Origin of the sequence: Escherichia sp. UTM R2, assembly GCF_048593455.1 — a bacterium.
GTDB classification, from domain to species: domain Bacteria; phylum Pseudomonadota; class Gammaproteobacteria; order Enterobacterales; family Enterobacteriaceae; genus Escherichia; species Escherichia coli.
Genome location: NZ_JBFWDY010000002.1, coordinates 4,646,297 through 4,661,321, shown reverse-complemented (window position 1 = coordinate 4,661,321; position 15,025 = coordinate 4,646,297). Strand labels below are relative to the sequence as shown.

General features: G+C 53.0%; 16 protein-coding genes. 6 read left to right on the top strand and 10 right to left on the bottom strand.

All coding sequences use genetic code 11. The annotated features are described in order from the left end of the window. Positions 1 to 60: 60 nt before the first annotated feature. From dgoD to dgoR, 4 genes are read right to left on the bottom strand one after another with little or no spacing between them, the layout of a single operon-like run. A complete protein-coding gene (gene dgoD, locus AB4H76_RS23265) occupies positions 61 to 1,209 on the bottom strand; it encodes a galactonate dehydratase (RefSeq protein ID WP_000705001.1) in 1,149 nt (382 codons plus the stop codon). Further along, complete coding sequence (gene dgoA / locus AB4H76_RS23260) at positions 1,206 to 1,823, bottom strand: 2-dehydro-3-deoxy-6-phosphogalactonate aldolase (protein WP_024238716.1); 618 nt, start codon at positions 1,821 to 1,823, stop codon at positions 1,206 to 1,208. Before dgoA ends, dgoD begins: the two co-directional genes overlap by 4 nt. Beyond that, positions 1,807 to 2,685, bottom strand: coding sequence for a 2-dehydro-3-deoxygalactonokinase (gene dgoK / locus AB4H76_RS23255; RefSeq protein ID WP_024238715.1), 879 nt, complete (start codon positions 2,683 to 2,685; stop codon positions 1,807 to 1,809). Before dgoK ends, dgoA begins: the two co-directional genes overlap by 17 nt. Further along, positions 2,682 to 3,371: a D-galactonate utilization transcriptional regulator DgoR gene (dgoR, locus tag AB4H76_RS23250; protein WP_088538052.1), complete on the bottom strand. Its 690-nt coding sequence runs from the start codon at positions 3,369 to 3,371 to the stop codon at positions 2,682 to 2,684. Before dgoR ends, dgoK begins: the two co-directional genes overlap by 4 nt. Positions 3,372 to 3,648: 277 nt before the next feature. On the opposite strand from dgoR, the gene yidX reads away from it, so the two are divergent. Beyond that, positions 3,649 to 4,305: a protein YidX gene (yidX, locus tag AB4H76_RS23245; RefSeq protein ID WP_024238714.1), complete on the top strand. Its 657-nt coding sequence runs from the start codon at positions 3,649 to 3,651 to the stop codon at positions 4,303 to 4,305. A gap of 45 nt (positions 4,306 to 4,350) precedes the next feature. On the opposite strand, the gene yidA is transcribed toward yidX, so the two are convergent. The 6 genes from yidA to dnaA form a co-directional block, all read right to left on the bottom strand. Continuing rightward, on the bottom strand, positions 4,351 to 5,163 hold the full coding sequence (yidA, locus tag AB4H76_RS23240) for a sugar-phosphatase (protein ID WP_000985541.1): 813 nt from the start codon (positions 5,161 to 5,163) through the stop codon (positions 4,351 to 4,353). 113 nt (positions 5,164 to 5,276) lie between these two features. Beyond that, on the bottom strand, positions 5,277 to 5,675 hold the full coding sequence (locus tag AB4H76_RS23235) for a YidB family protein (protein ID WP_000522208.1): 399 nt from the start codon (positions 5,673 to 5,675) through the stop codon (positions 5,277 to 5,279). Positions 5,676 to 5,914: 239 nt separating this feature from the next. Beyond that, the gene (gyrB, locus tag AB4H76_RS23230; RefSeq protein ID WP_000072067.1) at positions 5,915 to 8,329 is read right to left on the bottom strand and encodes a DNA topoisomerase (ATP-hydrolyzing) subunit B; all 2,415 of its coding nucleotides are present in this window, start codon (positions 8,327 to 8,329) and stop codon (positions 5,915 to 5,917) included. Between the two features lie 28 nt (positions 8,330 to 8,357). Beyond that, positions 8,358 to 9,431 carry a DNA replication/repair protein RecF gene (recF, locus tag AB4H76_RS23225; protein WP_000060112.1) on the bottom strand — a complete coding sequence of 358 codons (1,074 nt, stop codon included), beginning with the start codon at positions 9,429 to 9,431 and terminating at the stop codon, positions 8,358 to 8,360. Beyond that, positions 9,431 to 10,531: a DNA polymerase III subunit beta gene (gene dnaN, locus AB4H76_RS23220; protein ID WP_000673464.1), complete on the bottom strand. Its 1,101-nt coding sequence runs from the start codon at positions 10,529 to 10,531 to the stop codon at positions 9,431 to 9,433. Before dnaN ends, recF begins: the two co-directional genes overlap by 1 nt. A gap of 4 nt (positions 10,532 to 10,535) precedes the next feature. Next, positions 10,536 to 11,939 carry a chromosomal replication initiator protein DnaA gene (dnaA, locus tag AB4H76_RS23215; RefSeq protein WP_000059111.1) on the bottom strand — a complete coding sequence of 468 codons (1,404 nt, stop codon included), beginning with the start codon at positions 11,937 to 11,939 and terminating at the stop codon, positions 10,536 to 10,538. A 296-nt stretch (positions 11,940 to 12,235) separates the two neighbouring features. On the opposite strand from dnaA, the gene AB4H76_RS23210 reads away from it, so the two are divergent. The 5 genes from AB4H76_RS23210 (at position 12,236) to yidC (ending at position 14,932) form a co-directional block, all read left to right on the top strand. Continuing rightward, positions 12,236 to 12,316, top strand: coding sequence for a protein YsdD (locus AB4H76_RS23210; protein ID WP_120795392.1), 81 nt, complete (start codon positions 12,236 to 12,238; stop codon positions 12,314 to 12,316). Positions 12,317 to 12,545: 229 nt separating this feature from the next. Further along, positions 12,546 to 12,686: a 50S ribosomal protein L34 gene (gene rpmH, locus AB4H76_RS23205; protein WP_000831330.1), complete on the top strand. Its 141-nt coding sequence runs from the start codon at positions 12,546 to 12,548 to the stop codon at positions 12,684 to 12,686. Positions 12,687 to 12,702: 16 nt separating this feature from the next. Continuing rightward, positions 12,703 to 13,062 (top strand): ribonuclease P protein component, encoded by a 360-nt coding sequence (rnpA, locus tag AB4H76_RS23200; RefSeq protein WP_000239730.1) that lies wholly within the window; start codon positions 12,703 to 12,705, stop codon positions 13,060 to 13,062. Beyond that, positions 13,026 to 13,283, top strand: coding sequence for a membrane protein insertion efficiency factor YidD (gene yidD / locus AB4H76_RS23195; protein WP_001307474.1), 258 nt, complete (start codon positions 13,026 to 13,028; stop codon positions 13,281 to 13,283). Before rnpA ends, yidD begins: the two co-directional genes overlap by 37 nt. Positions 13,284 to 13,285: 2 nt before the next feature. After that, positions 13,286 to 14,932 carry a membrane protein insertase YidC gene (yidC, locus tag AB4H76_RS23190; RefSeq protein WP_000378250.1) on the top strand — a complete coding sequence of 549 codons (1,647 nt, stop codon included), beginning with the start codon at positions 13,286 to 13,288 and terminating at the stop codon, positions 14,930 to 14,932. Positions 14,933 to 15,025 lie beyond the last annotated feature (93 nt).

Here is a 15,025-nt window from a genome sequence, read left to right as displayed (position 1 = left end):
AGAGGGTTATATTTTTGTATTGCTGTTTTAGTGCCCGATGAGGGGCTTACGTGGCAGGAATTACCACTCTGCTACGCTGTTATCTTCATGACGCCAGAGCGGATTACGCCAGTCCGGGGCATTTTTACTGAACTCAATCACTTTAGCTTCGTCGATTTCCACGCCTAAGCCCGGTTTCGTTAACGGTTTAAAGAAGCCGCCGACCATGCTGAAGTCTTCTTTGTTTTTCACAAAGTCGAGTAACTCCGCGCCTTTGTTGTAATGAATTCCCATACTTTGTTCCTGAAGTACGGCGTTATAGGAAACAAAGTCGATATGCAGGCAAGCCGCCAGTGCAATCGGTCCGAGCGGACAGTGCGGCGCAAGGGTCACGTCATAGGCTTCTGCCATTCCGGCGATTTTGTAGCATTCGGTAATACCGCCCGCGTGGGAGAGATCCGGTTGCAGAATCGAAATACCACCTGCCTCCAGCACGCGTTTAAAATCGAAGCGTGAGAACATGCGTTCACCCGCCGCCAGTGGAATATGCGTTTGTGCCGCCAGTTTCGGGTAGTATTCGGCTTGTTCCGCCAGCACCGGCTCCTCAATAAACAGCGGGCGATACGGCTCCAGTTCTTTAATCAGCACTTTCGCCATCGGCGCGCTGACGCGACCGTGGAAATCAAGACCAAACTCAATCTGATTGCCAAAAGCTTCACGAATTTGTGCCACGGTGTTAACCGCCGCATCTACCGCGCGGGAGTTATCAATTAGCCCCAGTTCTTCACAACCGTTCAGTTTGAAGGTATCGAAGCCGATTTCGCGTAGCGTTTTAATGCCGTCGATAACATCCGCCGGACGATCGCCGCCAACCCAACTGTAGGCTTTAATTTTGTCGCGAACCAGGCCGCCCATCAGTTGCCAGACCGGCGCATTCAGCACTTTACCTTTGATATCCCATAACGCCTGGTCAATCCCGGCGATGGCGCTCATCAGGATCGGACCGCCGCGATAGAATCCGGCGCGATACATCACTTGCCATAAGTCATTGATGCGCGATGGATCCTGACCAATCAAATAGTCACCCAGCTCGTGAACTGCCGCTTCCACCGTACGGGCGCGGCCTTCGATCACGGGCTCGCCCCAACCGACCACGCCTTCATCGGTTTCAATTTTCAGGAACATCCAGCGGGGAGGTAAACGATACGTGGTAATTTTGGTGATTTTCATTGCACTGCCTCTCGATACGCCTTAACAAATGCTGCTGCCTGCTGCGCGGTGCGCTCTACGGATTGCCCGGCGCGATAGAGATCGCTGCCTAAGCCCGCCCCTGCACAACCTGCGTCTATCCACTGCGCCAGGTTTTCTGGCGTCACGCCGCCAACGGCAAAGACTGCGATGTCCGATGGCAATACCGCTTTTAACGCTTTGATGTATTGCGGACCAAAAGCCGATGACGGAAATATTTTCAGCGCCTGCGCGCCCGCTTCGAGCGCGGTAAAGGCTTCGGTCGCCGTCGCGCAGCCGGGGCAGACGGTCATGCCGTAGCCCACCGCACGGCGGATCACTTCACTATGGATATTGGGCGTAACGATGAGCTGACAGCCCATCCTGGCGAGCGCATCGACCTGTTCAGGTTTCAGTACCGTACCTGCGCCAATCAACGCCTTGTCGCCGTACGCATCAACGATGGCGGGAATGCTTTGCTCCCATTGTGGGGAATTCAGCGGGATTTCAACCGCGTCGAACCCGGCGTCAATCACCGCGCCAACATGCGCCAGCGCCTCGTCGGGCGTAATACCGCGCAAAATGGCGATCAGCGGGAGTTTAGGTTGCCACTGCATGAGCGATGCTCCTTATACCAGCCTGAAATGCCGTGTCGCCCGCCACCGCCGTCACGTCGCAACCCATCGCCTGAAAGGCTTGCTGGTAGCGCGCGGTCAGCGATGTTCCGGCGACAAGGGTGATGGCGTGTTGATGGGCCACATAGTCGCGCATACTGGCGACCTCTGCGCCAATCAACAAACCAGAGAGAAATTCGCTGACCTGTTCGCGGGGAAGTGTTCCCAGCACATGCGAGGCGCGAACTTCAAAAAGCTGCGGCAATATGGCGGGCGTATTAAGACCACGCTCAAGACCAGCCGCGAAGGCATCGGCAGAGTTTTCCTGCGGCGGCAAACCTGCGCCAATCAATGAGTGATTTAACAGTAAATGATGTAATTCACCGGTCATCACGGTGCGAAAATCGTTGATTTGCTGGCTATCGGCCTGCACCCATTTGCAATGGGTTCCGGGCATGACATAAAGAGAGGAAGGAGCCAGAGCTCGCGCGCCGATCAATTGTGTTTCTTCGCCGCGCATCACATTGTGGTTATCGTCATGAGAGACACATAATCCGGGAATAATCCAGATATTGTCGCCAACAGACGTTAATTGTTCGCCAATAGACGAAAAACGGGCAGGAACAGATAAATACGGAGCAACTTTCCAGCCGACATTGCTGCCGACCATTCCTGCCATTACCACTGGCGTATTCTCTTCACGCCAGTCGGTCGTGACTTCTGCTAACACCGCAGCCGGAGATTTTCCGTTCAGGCGCGTGACGCCTGCTTCTGATTGCCTGCTCTCCAGGCAGTGGTCGCCCTGATAAAGCCAGGCGCGCAGATTGGTCGATCCCCAGTCAATTGCGATGTAGCGAGCTGTCATGTGATTTCCTTTAACCTTCGTGTAGAGCTGGCGATCATGGTAAGCGCCGCCTGCTCTGCCGCATCGCCGTCCTGATGCCGTATCGCATCGAACAGCGCCTTATGTTCCTGGAGCGTTTGCGGCATGTTGGCCTCATCGCCCATCCAGGTTCGTTCAAAAACCGCCCGCTGCAGCGAACTGATCGCAATGCTAAATTGCTGTAACACCGGGTTATGCACCGACTGCAACACCGCCTCGTGGTAGCGAATATCCGCTTCGTTAAACGCTTCGCGGTCCTGATTGTTGGCAATCATCTCGTTCAGCGCCGATTCAATCTGCGCCAGATCGCTGGAAGTCGCGCGCTCTGCTGCCCAACGGGCAATCGCCGGTTCCACCAGATTTCGCACTTCGCTCATGGCACTGATAAGCCGTGGGTCATAGTCGTTTTCCAGCACCCATTGCAGTACGTCAGTGTCGAGGTAATTCCACTGGTTACGCGGAGCCACAAACGCCCCGCGATAACGTTTCATTTCAATCAGCCGCTTCGCCATCAGCGAACGGAACACCTCACGGATGATGTTGCGCGAGGTTGCAAACTCTTCACAGAGCTCCGCCTCAGCCGGAAGTGGCGAGCCAGGTACGTATTTGCCGTGAACGATCTGTTTACCCAGCGTAATGACAATGCGATCGGTTTTATTGAGAGTCATGGAGAGTCCTTGTGCTCTGTATGTTCTTCTCTACTTTACCCCGATCGATGCATAACACGGCAACTTTGTAGTACCAGCGTGATGACGTTCGCGTTTGCTGTGTGTGTAATGTAGTACAAACTTATATTGTTGTACTACAATTTAGATCACAAAAAGAACAATGCATAAAAAAATGACATGCGTCGGGCAGAAATCTGAAAAGGGATATCAGGCGCTAAACAGGAGGGAAAGAAGAGTATGCTTTCAACGGCTTAGCTACTCGTTTAAAGGATTAATCATGAAGTTGAATTTTAAGGGATTTTTTAAGGCTGCCGGTTTATTCCCACTGGCGCTGATGCTTTCAGGCTGTATCTCGTATGCTCTGGTTTCCCATACCGCAAAGGGTAGTTCAGGAAAGTATCAATCGCAGTCAGACACCATCACTGGGCTATCGCAGGCAAAAGATAGTAATGGAACAAAAGGCTATGTTTTTGTAGGGGAATCGCTGGATTACCTTATCACTGATGGTGCCGATGACATCGTTAAGATGCTCAATGATCCAGCACTTAACCGGCACAATATTCAGGTTGCCGATGACGCAAGATTTATTTTAAATGCGGGGAAAAAGAAATTTACCGGCACAATATCGCTTTACTACTACTGGAATAACGAAGAAGAAAAGGCACTGGCAACGCATTATGGTTTTGCCTGTGGTGTTCAACACTGTACCAGGTCACTGGAAAACCTAAAAGGCACAATCCATGAGAAAAATAAAAACATGGATTACTCAAAGGTGATGGCGTTCTACCATCCATTTAAAGTGCGATTTTATGAATACTATTCACCCAGAGGCATTCCGGATGGTGTTTCCGCAGCATTACTGCCAGTGACTGTTACGCTGGACATCATTACTGCACCGCTGCAATTTCTGGTTGTATATGCAGTAAACCAATAATCAGTAAGCGGGCAAACGCATTCATGCTGTTTGCCCGCCCACAGATTAATTCAGCACATACTTCTCAATAGCAAACGCCACGCCATCTTCAAGGTTAGATTTGGTGACAAAGTTCGCCACTTCTTTCACCGAAGGAATAGCGTTATCCATCGCCACACCGACGCCTGCATATTCAATCATTGCGATGTCGTTTTCCTGATCGCCAATCGCCATGATTTCTTCCGGCTTAATGCCCAGCACATCGGCCAGTGATTTCACCCCCGTACCTTTGTTAACGCGTTTATCGAGGATTTCGAGGAAGTACGGCGCACTTTTCAGCACGGTATATTTCTCTTTCACTTCCTGCGGAATACGCGCGATAGCCTGGTCGAGGATGGCGGGTTCATCAATCATCATCACTTTCAGGAACTGGGTATTGGGGTCCATTTTCTCCGCTTCGCAGAACACCAGCGGAATGGTGGCAACGAAGGATTCATGCACCGTGTAGTAGCTGATATCACGGTTGGCGGTGTACAGCGTGGTGCGGTCCAGGGCGTGGAAATGAGAACCGACTTCGCGAGAGAGTTTTTCCAGGAAACGGTAGTCGTCATAGCTGAGAGCGGTTTGCGCCACGGTGCTACCATCAGCGGCCTTCTGTACCAGCGCGCCGTTATAAGTAATGCAGTAGTCGCCCGGCAGTTCCATATGCAGCTCTTTCAGGTAATTGTGAACACCTGCATAAGGGCGACCCGTCGTTAGCACGACATTCACGCCACGGGCGCGAGCTGCGGCAATCGCATTTTTAACGGCGGGTGAAATGGTGTGATCGGGTAGCAGAAGGGTGCCATCCATATCGATAGCAATGAGTTTGATAGCCATGAGTTCCCCAGGTAGATTAGTTCCTGACCCATGCTAACGCGATTCCGCTCAAAAATCAGTACAACACCCGAGGGAAAGGGGGATGCAACGCGGGTTGCATGCTCCCCATTTGCTTAGCGGAAGAGTTTCCCTTTCAGCAGTTCCATGCCTGCGGAAAGCAGATCGTTATTGGCTTGTGGAGACACTTCACCTTGCGGTGAGAGCGCATCAATAATCTTCGGCAATTGTTCTGCCAGTAAACTGGAAGCTGTACTGGTATCCACGCCAAGTTTTTGTCCAAGATCGGACACCGCATTTGTGCCGAGCGCCGATTCCAGTTGCTCGCCACTAACCGATTGATTGCCCTGTTGATTACTCAGCCAGGTTGAGAGAATGGCCCCTAAGCCGCCACTTTGCAGTTTTTCCAGCAGCACCTGAATGCCGCCCTGCTCCTCAACCCAACTTAAAATAGCCTGATATTTCCCCGCATCGCCTTTCAGAAAGGCACCGACAACTTCATCAAAAAGCCCCATGATAATCACCTGTAAAGCGTTACGTGTTGACCCAAAAAGTATAGATTTGCGGGATGATAATTGCGGATTGCAGAAATAAAAAGGGCGGAGATGATCTCCGCCCTTTTCTTATAGCTTCTTGCCGGATGCGGCGTGAACGCCTTATCCGGCCTACAAAATCATGAAAATTCAATACATTGCAAGATTTTCGTAGGCCTGATAAGCGTAGCGCATCAGGCACGCTCGCATGGTTAGCGCCATTAAATATCGATATTCGCCGCTTTCAGGGCGTTCTCTTCAATAAACGCACGGCGCGGTTCAACGGCGTCGCCCATCAGCGTGGTGAACAACTGGTCAGCGGCAATCGCATCCTTAACGGTAACGCGCAGCATACGACGGCTTTCCGGGTCCATGGTGGTTTCCCACAGCTGTTCCGGGTTCATCTCGCCCAGACCTTTATAACGCTGGATGGAGAGGCCGCGACGGGACTCTTTCACCAGCCAGTCCAGCGCCTGCTCGAAGCTGGCTACCGGCTGACGACGCTCGCCACGTTCGATAAACGCATCTTCTTCCAGCAAGCCACGCAGTTTCTCACCCAGCGTGCAGATACGACGATATTCGCCACCGGTGATAAACTCGTGATCCAGCGGATAGTCAGTATCCACACCGTGGGTACGCACGCGAACAATCGGCTCGAACAGGTTTTGTTCGGCATTGGTGTGGACATCAAACTTCCACTGGCTGCCGTGCTGTTCTTTGTCGTTCAGTTCGCTGACCAGCGCGTTCACCCAGCGGGTAACGGTCTGCTCATCAGAAAGGTCAGCTTCCGTCAACGTCGGCTGATAGATAAGCTCTTTCAGCATTGCTTTCGGATAACGACGCTCCATACGATTGATCATTTTCTGCGTCGCGTTGTACTCAGATACCAGTTTCTCTAACGCTTCGCCAGCCAATGCCGGTGCACTGGCGTTGGTGTGCAGCGTTGCGCCGTCCAGCGCGATAGAGATCTGGTACTGATCCATCGCTTCGTCGTCTTTAATGTACTGTTCCTGCTTGCCTTTCTTCACTTTGTACAGCGGCGGCTGAGCGATGTAGACGTGACCGCGTTCAACGATTTCCGGCATCTGACGATAGAAGAAGGTCAACAGCAGCGTACGAATGTGCGAGCCGTCGACGTCCGCATCGGTCATGATGATGATGCTGTGATAACGCAGTTTGTCCGGGTTGTACTCGTCACGACCGATACCACAGCCAAGCGCGGTGATAAGCGTCGCCACTTCCTGAGAAGAGAGCATCTTATCGAAGCGCGCTTTCTCGACGTTGAGGATTTTACCCTTCAGCGGCAGAATCGCCTGGTTCTTGCGGTTACGCCCCTGCTTCGCAGAGCCGCCCGCGGAGTCCCCTTCCACCAGGTACAGTTCGGAAAGCGCCGGATCGCGTTCCTGGCAGTCTGCCAGTTTGCCCGGCAGGCCCGCTAAGTCGAGCGCACCTTTACGGCGGGTCATTTCACGAGCGCGACGCGCCGCTTCACGGGCACGGGCAGCATCGATAATTTTGCCAACCACGATTTTCGCGTCGGTTGGGTTTTCCAGCAGGTATTCTGCCAGCAGTTCGTTCATCTGCTGTTCTACCGCCGATTTCACCTCAGAAGAAACCAGTTTGTCTTTGGTCTGGGAGGAGAATTTCGGGTCCGGCACTTTTACGGAAACGACCGCAATCAGGCCTTCACGCGCATCGTCACCGGTGGCGCTGACTTTGGCTTTTTTGCTGTAGCCTTCTTTGTCCATGTAGGCGTTCAGGGTACGGGTCATCGCCGCACGGAAGCCTGCCAGGTGAGTACCGCCGTCACGCTGCGGAATGTTGTTGGTAAAGCAGTAGATGTTTTCCTGGAAGCCATCGTTCCACTGCAACGCCACTTCGACGCCAATACCGTCTTTTTCAGTGGAGAAGTAGAAGATATTCGGGTGGATCGGCGTTTTGTTCTTGTTCAGATATTCAACGAACGCCTTGATGCCGCCTTCATAGTGGAAGTGGTCTTCTTTGCCGTCGCGCTTGTCGCGCAGACGAATGGAAACGCCGGAGTTGAGGAACGACAACTCACGCAGACGTTTCGCCAGAATTTCATATTCGAACTCGGTCACATTGGTGAAGGTTTCGAGGCTGGGCCAGAAACGCACCATGGTGCCGGTTTTTTCAGTCTCGCCGGTAACCGCCAGCGGAGCCTGCGGTACACCGTGTTCGTAGATCTGACGGTGAATTTTACCCTCGCGCTGGATAACCAGCTCCAGTTTTTGCGACAGGGCGTTTACTACCGAAACACCAACGCCGTGCAGACCGCCGGACACTTTATAGGAGTTATCGTCAAATTTACCGCCTGCGTGCAGAACGGTCATGATCACTTCCGCCGCCGATACGCCCTCTTCCGGGTGAATACCGGTCGGAATGCCGCGCCCGTCATCCTGTACAGAGACAGAGTTATCGGCGTGAATGGTGACGATAATTTCTTTACAGTGACCCGCGAGCGCTTCGTCGATAGCGTTATCTACCACCTCGAATACCATGTGGTGCAGACCGGTGCCGTCATCCGTGTCGCCGATATACATACCCGGGCGCTTACGCACCGCATCCAGCCCTTTCAGGACTTTGATACTGGAGGAGTCATAAGAATTCGACATCAACGTTTCTCGCTCATTTATACTTGGGTTAATCCGTTATTTTACCCTTTTCCACGGTAAACATCTTCGAATTTTCGTCCGACATGTCTATAACGTGTTCAGCACTGATCGCGCTGACAAAGACCTGTGATTGCGTCGCTTTTAAGCGGCTGGCAAGCAGCCCGCGACGCTCATCATCAAGCTCAGAGGCAAAATCATCTATCAGGTAGAGACACCGCCGCCCGCTTTCACGGGTGAGGAACTCTCCTTGCGCCAGACGTAAGGCGCACATCAACAGCTTAAGCTGCCCACGCGATAAGGTATCTTCCACCGGCGCACCGTCGGCGCGAATGCGTAAGTCCGCTTTATGCGGGCCATGCGCGGTGTAGGTTAGCTGGCGATCGCGTTCAAAATTACGTTCCAGCACCTCAGCATATTCTGTCTCTTTCTCCCAGCCGCGCTGGAAAGAGAAAGTCAGAGAAAACTCAGGGAGAAATTGCTTACAAGTATCGGCCATATCAGCTGCGATACCGGCGCTATACTCCGCGCGCCAGGTGCTGATTTGCTCCGCCAGCGGGATCAGCTCTTTATCCCACGGGCGTAGCTGTTCGTAACGTGTCACCTGGCGCAGCGCCGCATTGCGCTGCTTGAGCAATCGCTTGAGATTGCTCCAGGCGGTGAAAAATCCGGGTTCGTTGTGAAAGCATCCCCAGTCGAGGAATGCTCTTCTGTATTTGGGGCCGCCGTTGAGTAAAGTAAACCCTTCTGGCGTTATCAACTGCATTGGCATCAGGTGCGCCAGTTCCGCGACCTTATGCCCGTCTGTACCGTCGATGCGGACTTTGCTGTCGCCCTGTTTGTCTTTGGTTAAGCCAATCGCTGTCTCGCGCTCTTCGCCCTGTAATCGCCCGTGGAGAACAAACGCCTCCTGCTCATGGCGAATGACGCGACCAATCTGCAAACTGCGAAACGCCCGACCATGGCCGAGCGTATAGATGGCTTCCAGCACGCTGGTTTTGCCACTGCCGTTGGCACCTACCAGAAAGTTAAAGCCGGGAGATAAGGCGAGATCCGCGGTTTCAATGTTGCGGAAATCGCGGATCAACAAGCGGGTGAGGGACATTACAGTCTCATTGGCATGACAACATAAGCCGCGCTCTGGCTGGCCGCATCTTCAATCTGCACGCTGGAAACCGAATCGGTCAGCATCATGCGGACGTTTTCGCATTTCAGCGCGTTCAGAACATCCAGCACATAACTGACGTTGAAGCCGATTTCCATCTCCGCACCGCTATAGGTAACGTCGAGGATCTCTTCCGCTTCTTCCTGTTCCGGGTTGTTGGCGGTGATTTTCAGCTGGTTTTCGCTGACATAAAGACGTACGCCGCGGAATTTCTCGTTAGAGAGAATCGCCGCGCGAGCAAACGCCTGCTTGAGCAGATCGCAGCCAGCTTCCAGATGTTTGTCCGGGTTCTTCGGCAGAACGCGGCGATAATCCGGGAAGCGACCATCCACCAGTTTGGAGGTGAAGATAAAGTCGCCAACGTGGGCGCGAATGTTGTTGCTGCCAATCTGTACGCGCAGCGGATTGTCGCCGCCGTCGAGCATACGCATCAGTTCAATCACGCCTTTACGCGGTACGATCACCGAATGGCTTGGCAAAGATTGACCAATTGGCATTGAACAGACCGCCAGACGGTGGCCGTCGGTTGCCACGGTGCGCAGTTCTTCACCTTCGGTTTCAAACAGCATACCATTTAAGTAATAGCGAACGTCCTGATGCGCCATAGAAAACTGGGTCGCTTCAATCAGACGCTTCATCGTTGCCTGCGGCAGGGTAAATTCGACTTCACTCTGCCAGTCATCGAGGTTCGGGAAATCCGCCGCTGGCAGGGTAGACAGCGAAAAACGGCTACGCCCGGAGCGTACCAGCATCCGTTCACCTTCCAGCTGCACGGCAATTTCCGCGCCTTCAGGCAGACCACGGCAGATATCAAAGAATTTGCGCGCCGGAACGGTCGTCGCTCCTGGCTCGTGTGGCTGAACCAGCGCAACACGTGCCACCATTTCCATCTCGAGATCAGTACCGGTCAGCGACAACGTACCGTCAGCAACCTGTAACAGCAGATTACCGAGAATCGGTAGCGTAGGACGACCACCTAACGGACCGCTCACCTGTTGTAGCGGTTTTAATAAATGCTCACGTTCTACGGTAAATTTCATAGGTTTACGATGACAATGTTCTGATTAAATTTGAAAAATCTTCTTTGATATCGTGGCTCTCTTCACGCAACTGCTCGATCTTACGGCAGGCATGAAGCACCGTCGTGTGGTCACGACCACCAAACGCATCGCCAATCTCCGGCAGACTGTGGTTAGTCAGCTCTTTCGCCAGCGCCATCGCCATCTGGCGCGGACGCGCCACCGAGCGGGATCGACGCTTGGAAAGGAGATCCGCGACTTTGATCTTGTAGTACTCCGCCACCGTCTTCTGAATATTGTCGATGGTGACCAGTTTTTCCTGCAATGCCAGCAAGTCGCGCAGCGCCTCACGCACGAAGTCGATGGTGATCGCCCGTCCGGTAAAGTTGGCATTGGCAATGACGCGGTTCAGCGCCCCTTCCAGCTCACGTACGTTAGATCGTAGACGCTTGGCGATAAAGAACGCCACTTCGCCCGGCAAACGAATGTCGTTTTCGTCGGCCTTTTTCATCAGGATCGCCACACGGGTTTCCAGCTCTGGCGGTTCGATCGCCACAGTCAGTCCCCAACCGAAGCGGGATTTCAAACGATCCTCAACGCCGTTGATCTCTTTCGGATAGCGATCCGAGGTGAGAATGATCTGTTGATTACCTTCCAGCAGGGCGTTGAAGGTGTGGAAAAACTCTTCCTGAGATCGTTCTTTATTAGCAAAAAACTGAATATCGTCGATCAGCAGTGCATCTACGGAACGGTAGTAGCGTTTAAACTCTTCGATCGCGTTGTTTTGCAGGGCTTTAACCATGTCCTGAACAAAGCGCTCGGAGTGCATATAAACCACTTTGGCATTCGGCTTGCGCGCCATAATGCCGTTACCCACCGCATGCAGCAGGTGAGTTTTACCCAGACCCGTGCCGCCATAAAGGAACAACGGGTTATAGGCACCGCCAGGGTTATCCGCCACCTGGCGAGCCGCCGCGCGCGCCAGTTGGTTAGATTTACCTTCAACGAAGTTATCAAACGTGTGTTTGACGTTTACGTTAGAACGATAGGTCGGTTCTGCCGGGGCCGGGACGTTATCCCAACCTGAGCGCGTAGAAGGCGCAGCACGTTGCGGCTGCGTTTGCGCCACCTGTGCAGGGGCCGCGACGTTGCTCGTCACTGCCGCTTGTGGCGTTTGCGTCACCGGTTTGGTGCCGACTTCAAAACGCAGCTGTGGGGCATCCGCTCCGCAGAAACTGGTTAGCAGTCCATTGATATTATTAAGGTACTTGTCCCGTACCCAATCGAGGACAAAACGGTTTGGCGCGTACAGGGCCAGCGTGTTATCGCTCAGTTCCGCCTGCAATGGGCGTATCCACATACTGAATTCTGTGGCTGGTAACTCATCCTGCAATCGGGCAAGACACTGCTGCCAAAGCGAAAGTGACACGGCGGACTCCACTCGAACAAAAGTCGATAATGACTAAGGCTGAAACATTCATGATTGTTGACGTACGTCGAAAAGACCCTGCTTGAGGGTGACGCACGAACCGCTGTCTGCGGTTATATGCCCGATCAAGATCCTGCAAAACGATCGGGACCGCGGATCATAGCCTAAACTGCGCAAGAGATCTTCTGTTTCTCACAGATTTTCCCGATTTATCCACAGGACTTTCCAGAACTCGCTAAGTGTAAACGATCCTGCCGCGAGGCGGGCACGATTTACGCCGCATATTGGAAAATTTAATGACCATAGACAAAAATTGGCTTAATCGATCTAATAAAGATCCAGGACGATCCTTGCGCTTTACCCATCAGCCCGTATAATCCTCCACCCGGCGCGCCATGCTGGTTTCCACTGGTGTGAGGTCGTACATTTTCCCTGCGAAAAGGTGCGGAAAAGCGCGGTAAATAAGGAAAGAGAATTGACTCCGGAGTGTACAATTATTACAATCCGGCCTCTTTAATCACCCATGGCTTCGGTGTCCATCGTTTCATTTTTCGGCGGATATCCAATAAAGCCATTGAATTTATTCAAGTTTAGGTAGAAATCGCCATGAAACGCACTTTTCAACCGTCTGTACTGAAGCGCAACCGTTCTCACGGCTTCCGTGCTCGTATGGCTACTAAAAATGGTCGTCAGGTTCTGGCACGTCGTCGTGCTAAAGGCCGCGCTCGTCTGACCGTTTCTAAGTAATAAAGCTAACCCCTGAGTGGTTAAGCTCGCATTTCCCAGGGAGTTACGCTTGTTAACTCCCAGTCAATTCACATTCGTCTTCCAGCAGCCACAACGGGCTGGCACGCCGCAAATTACCATTCTCGGCCGCCTGAATTCGCTGGGGCATCCCCGTATCGGTCTTACAGTCGCCAAGAAAAACGTTCGACGCGCCCATGAACGCAATCGGATTAAACGTCTGACGCGTGAAAGCTTCCGTCTGCGCCAACATGAACTCCCGGCTATGGATTTCGTGGTGGTGGCGAAAAAAGGGGTTGCCGACCTCGATAACCGTGCTCTCTCGGAAGCGTTGGAAAAATTATGGCGCCGCCACTGTCGCCTGGCTCGCGGGTCCTGATAGCCCTCATTCGGGTCTATCAACGCCTGATTAGTCCGCTACTCGGGCCGCATTGTCGTTTCACTCCAACCTGTTCAAGCTACGGAATTGAGGCATTGCGCAGGTTTGGAGTGATAAAAGGCAGTTGGTTGACGGTGAAACGCGTATTAAAATGCCACCCTTTACACCCTGGTGGTGACGATCCCGTCCCGCCCGGACCATTTGATACCAGAGAACACTAACGATGGATTCGCAACGCAATCTTTTAGTCATCGCTTTGCTGTTCGTGTCTTTCATGATCTGGCAAGCCTGGGAGCAGGATAAAAACCCGCAACCTCAGGCCCAACAGACCACGCAGACAACGACCACCGCAGCGGGTAGCGCCGCCGACCAGGGCGTACCGGCCAGTGGCCAGGGGAAACTGATCTCGGTTAAGACCGACGTGCTTGATCTGACCATCAACACCCGTGGTGGTGATGTTGAGCAAGCTCTGCTGCCTGCTTACCCGAAAGAGCTGAACTCTACCCAGCCGTTCCAGCTGTTGGAAACTTCACCGCAGTTTATTTATCAGGCACAGAGCGGTCTGACCGGTCGTGATGGCCCGGATAACCCGGCTAACGGCCCGCGTCCGCTGTATAACGTTGAAAAAGACGCTTATGTGCTGGCTGAAGGTCAAAACGAACTGCAGGTGCCGATGACGTATACCGACGCGGCAGGCAACACGTTTACCAAAACGTTTGTCCTGAAACGTGGTGATTACGCTGTCAACGTCAACTACAACGTGCAGAACGCTGGCGAGAAACCGCTGGAAATCTCCTCGTTTGGTCAGTTGAAGCAATCCATCACTCTGCCACCGCATCTCGATACCGGAAGCAGCAACTTCGCACTGCACACCTTCCGTGGCGCGGCGTACTCCACGCCTGACGAGAAGTATGAGAAATACAAGTTCGATACCATTGCCGATAACGAAAACCTGAACATCTCTTCGAAAGGTGGTTGGGTGGCGATGCTGCAACAGTATTTCGCGACGGCGTGGATCCCGCATAACGACGGTACCAACAACTTCTATACCGCTAATCTGGGTAACGGCATCGCCGCTATCGGCTATAAATCTCAGCCGGTACTGGTTCAGCCTGGTCAGACTGGCGCGATGAACAGCACCCTGTGGGTTGGCCCGGAAATCCAGGACAAAATGGCAGCTGTTGCTCCGCACCTGGATCTGACCGTTGATTACGGTTGGTTGTGGTTCATCTCTCAGCCGCTGTTCAAACTGCTGAAATGGATCCATAGCTTTGTGGGTAACTGGGGCTTCTCCATTATCATCATCACCTTTATCGTTCGTGGCATCATGTACCCGCTGACCAAAGCGCAGTACACCTCCATGGCGAAGATGCGTATGTTGCAGCCGAAGATTCAGGCAATGCGTGAGCGTCTGGGCGATGACAAACAGCGTATCAGCCAGGAAATGATGGCGCTGTACAAAGCTGAGAAGGTTAACCCGCTGGGCGGCTGCTTCCCGCTGCTGATCCAGATGCCAATCTTCCTGGCGTTGTACTACATGCTGATGGGTTCCGTTGAACTGCGTCAGGCACCGTTTGCACTGTGGATCCACGACCTGTCGGCACAGGACCCGTACTACATCCTGCCGATCCTGATGGGCGTAACGATGTTCTTCATTCAGAAGATGTCGCCGACCACAGTGACCGACCCGATGCAGCAGAAGATCATGACCTTTATGCCGGTCATCTTCACCGTGTTCTTCCTGTGGTTCCCGTCAGGTCTGGTGCTGTACTATATCGTCAGCAACCTGGTAACCATTATTCAGCAGCAGCTGATTTACCGTGGTCTGGAAAAACGTGGCCTGCATAGCCGCGAGAAGAAAAAATCCTGATTCGGTGAGTTTTCGCTAAAATAAGGGCGGTCAGTTGACCGCCTTTTTTCTTTTCGTAGGGCGGATAAGCACCGCGCATCCGCCACACAAAGC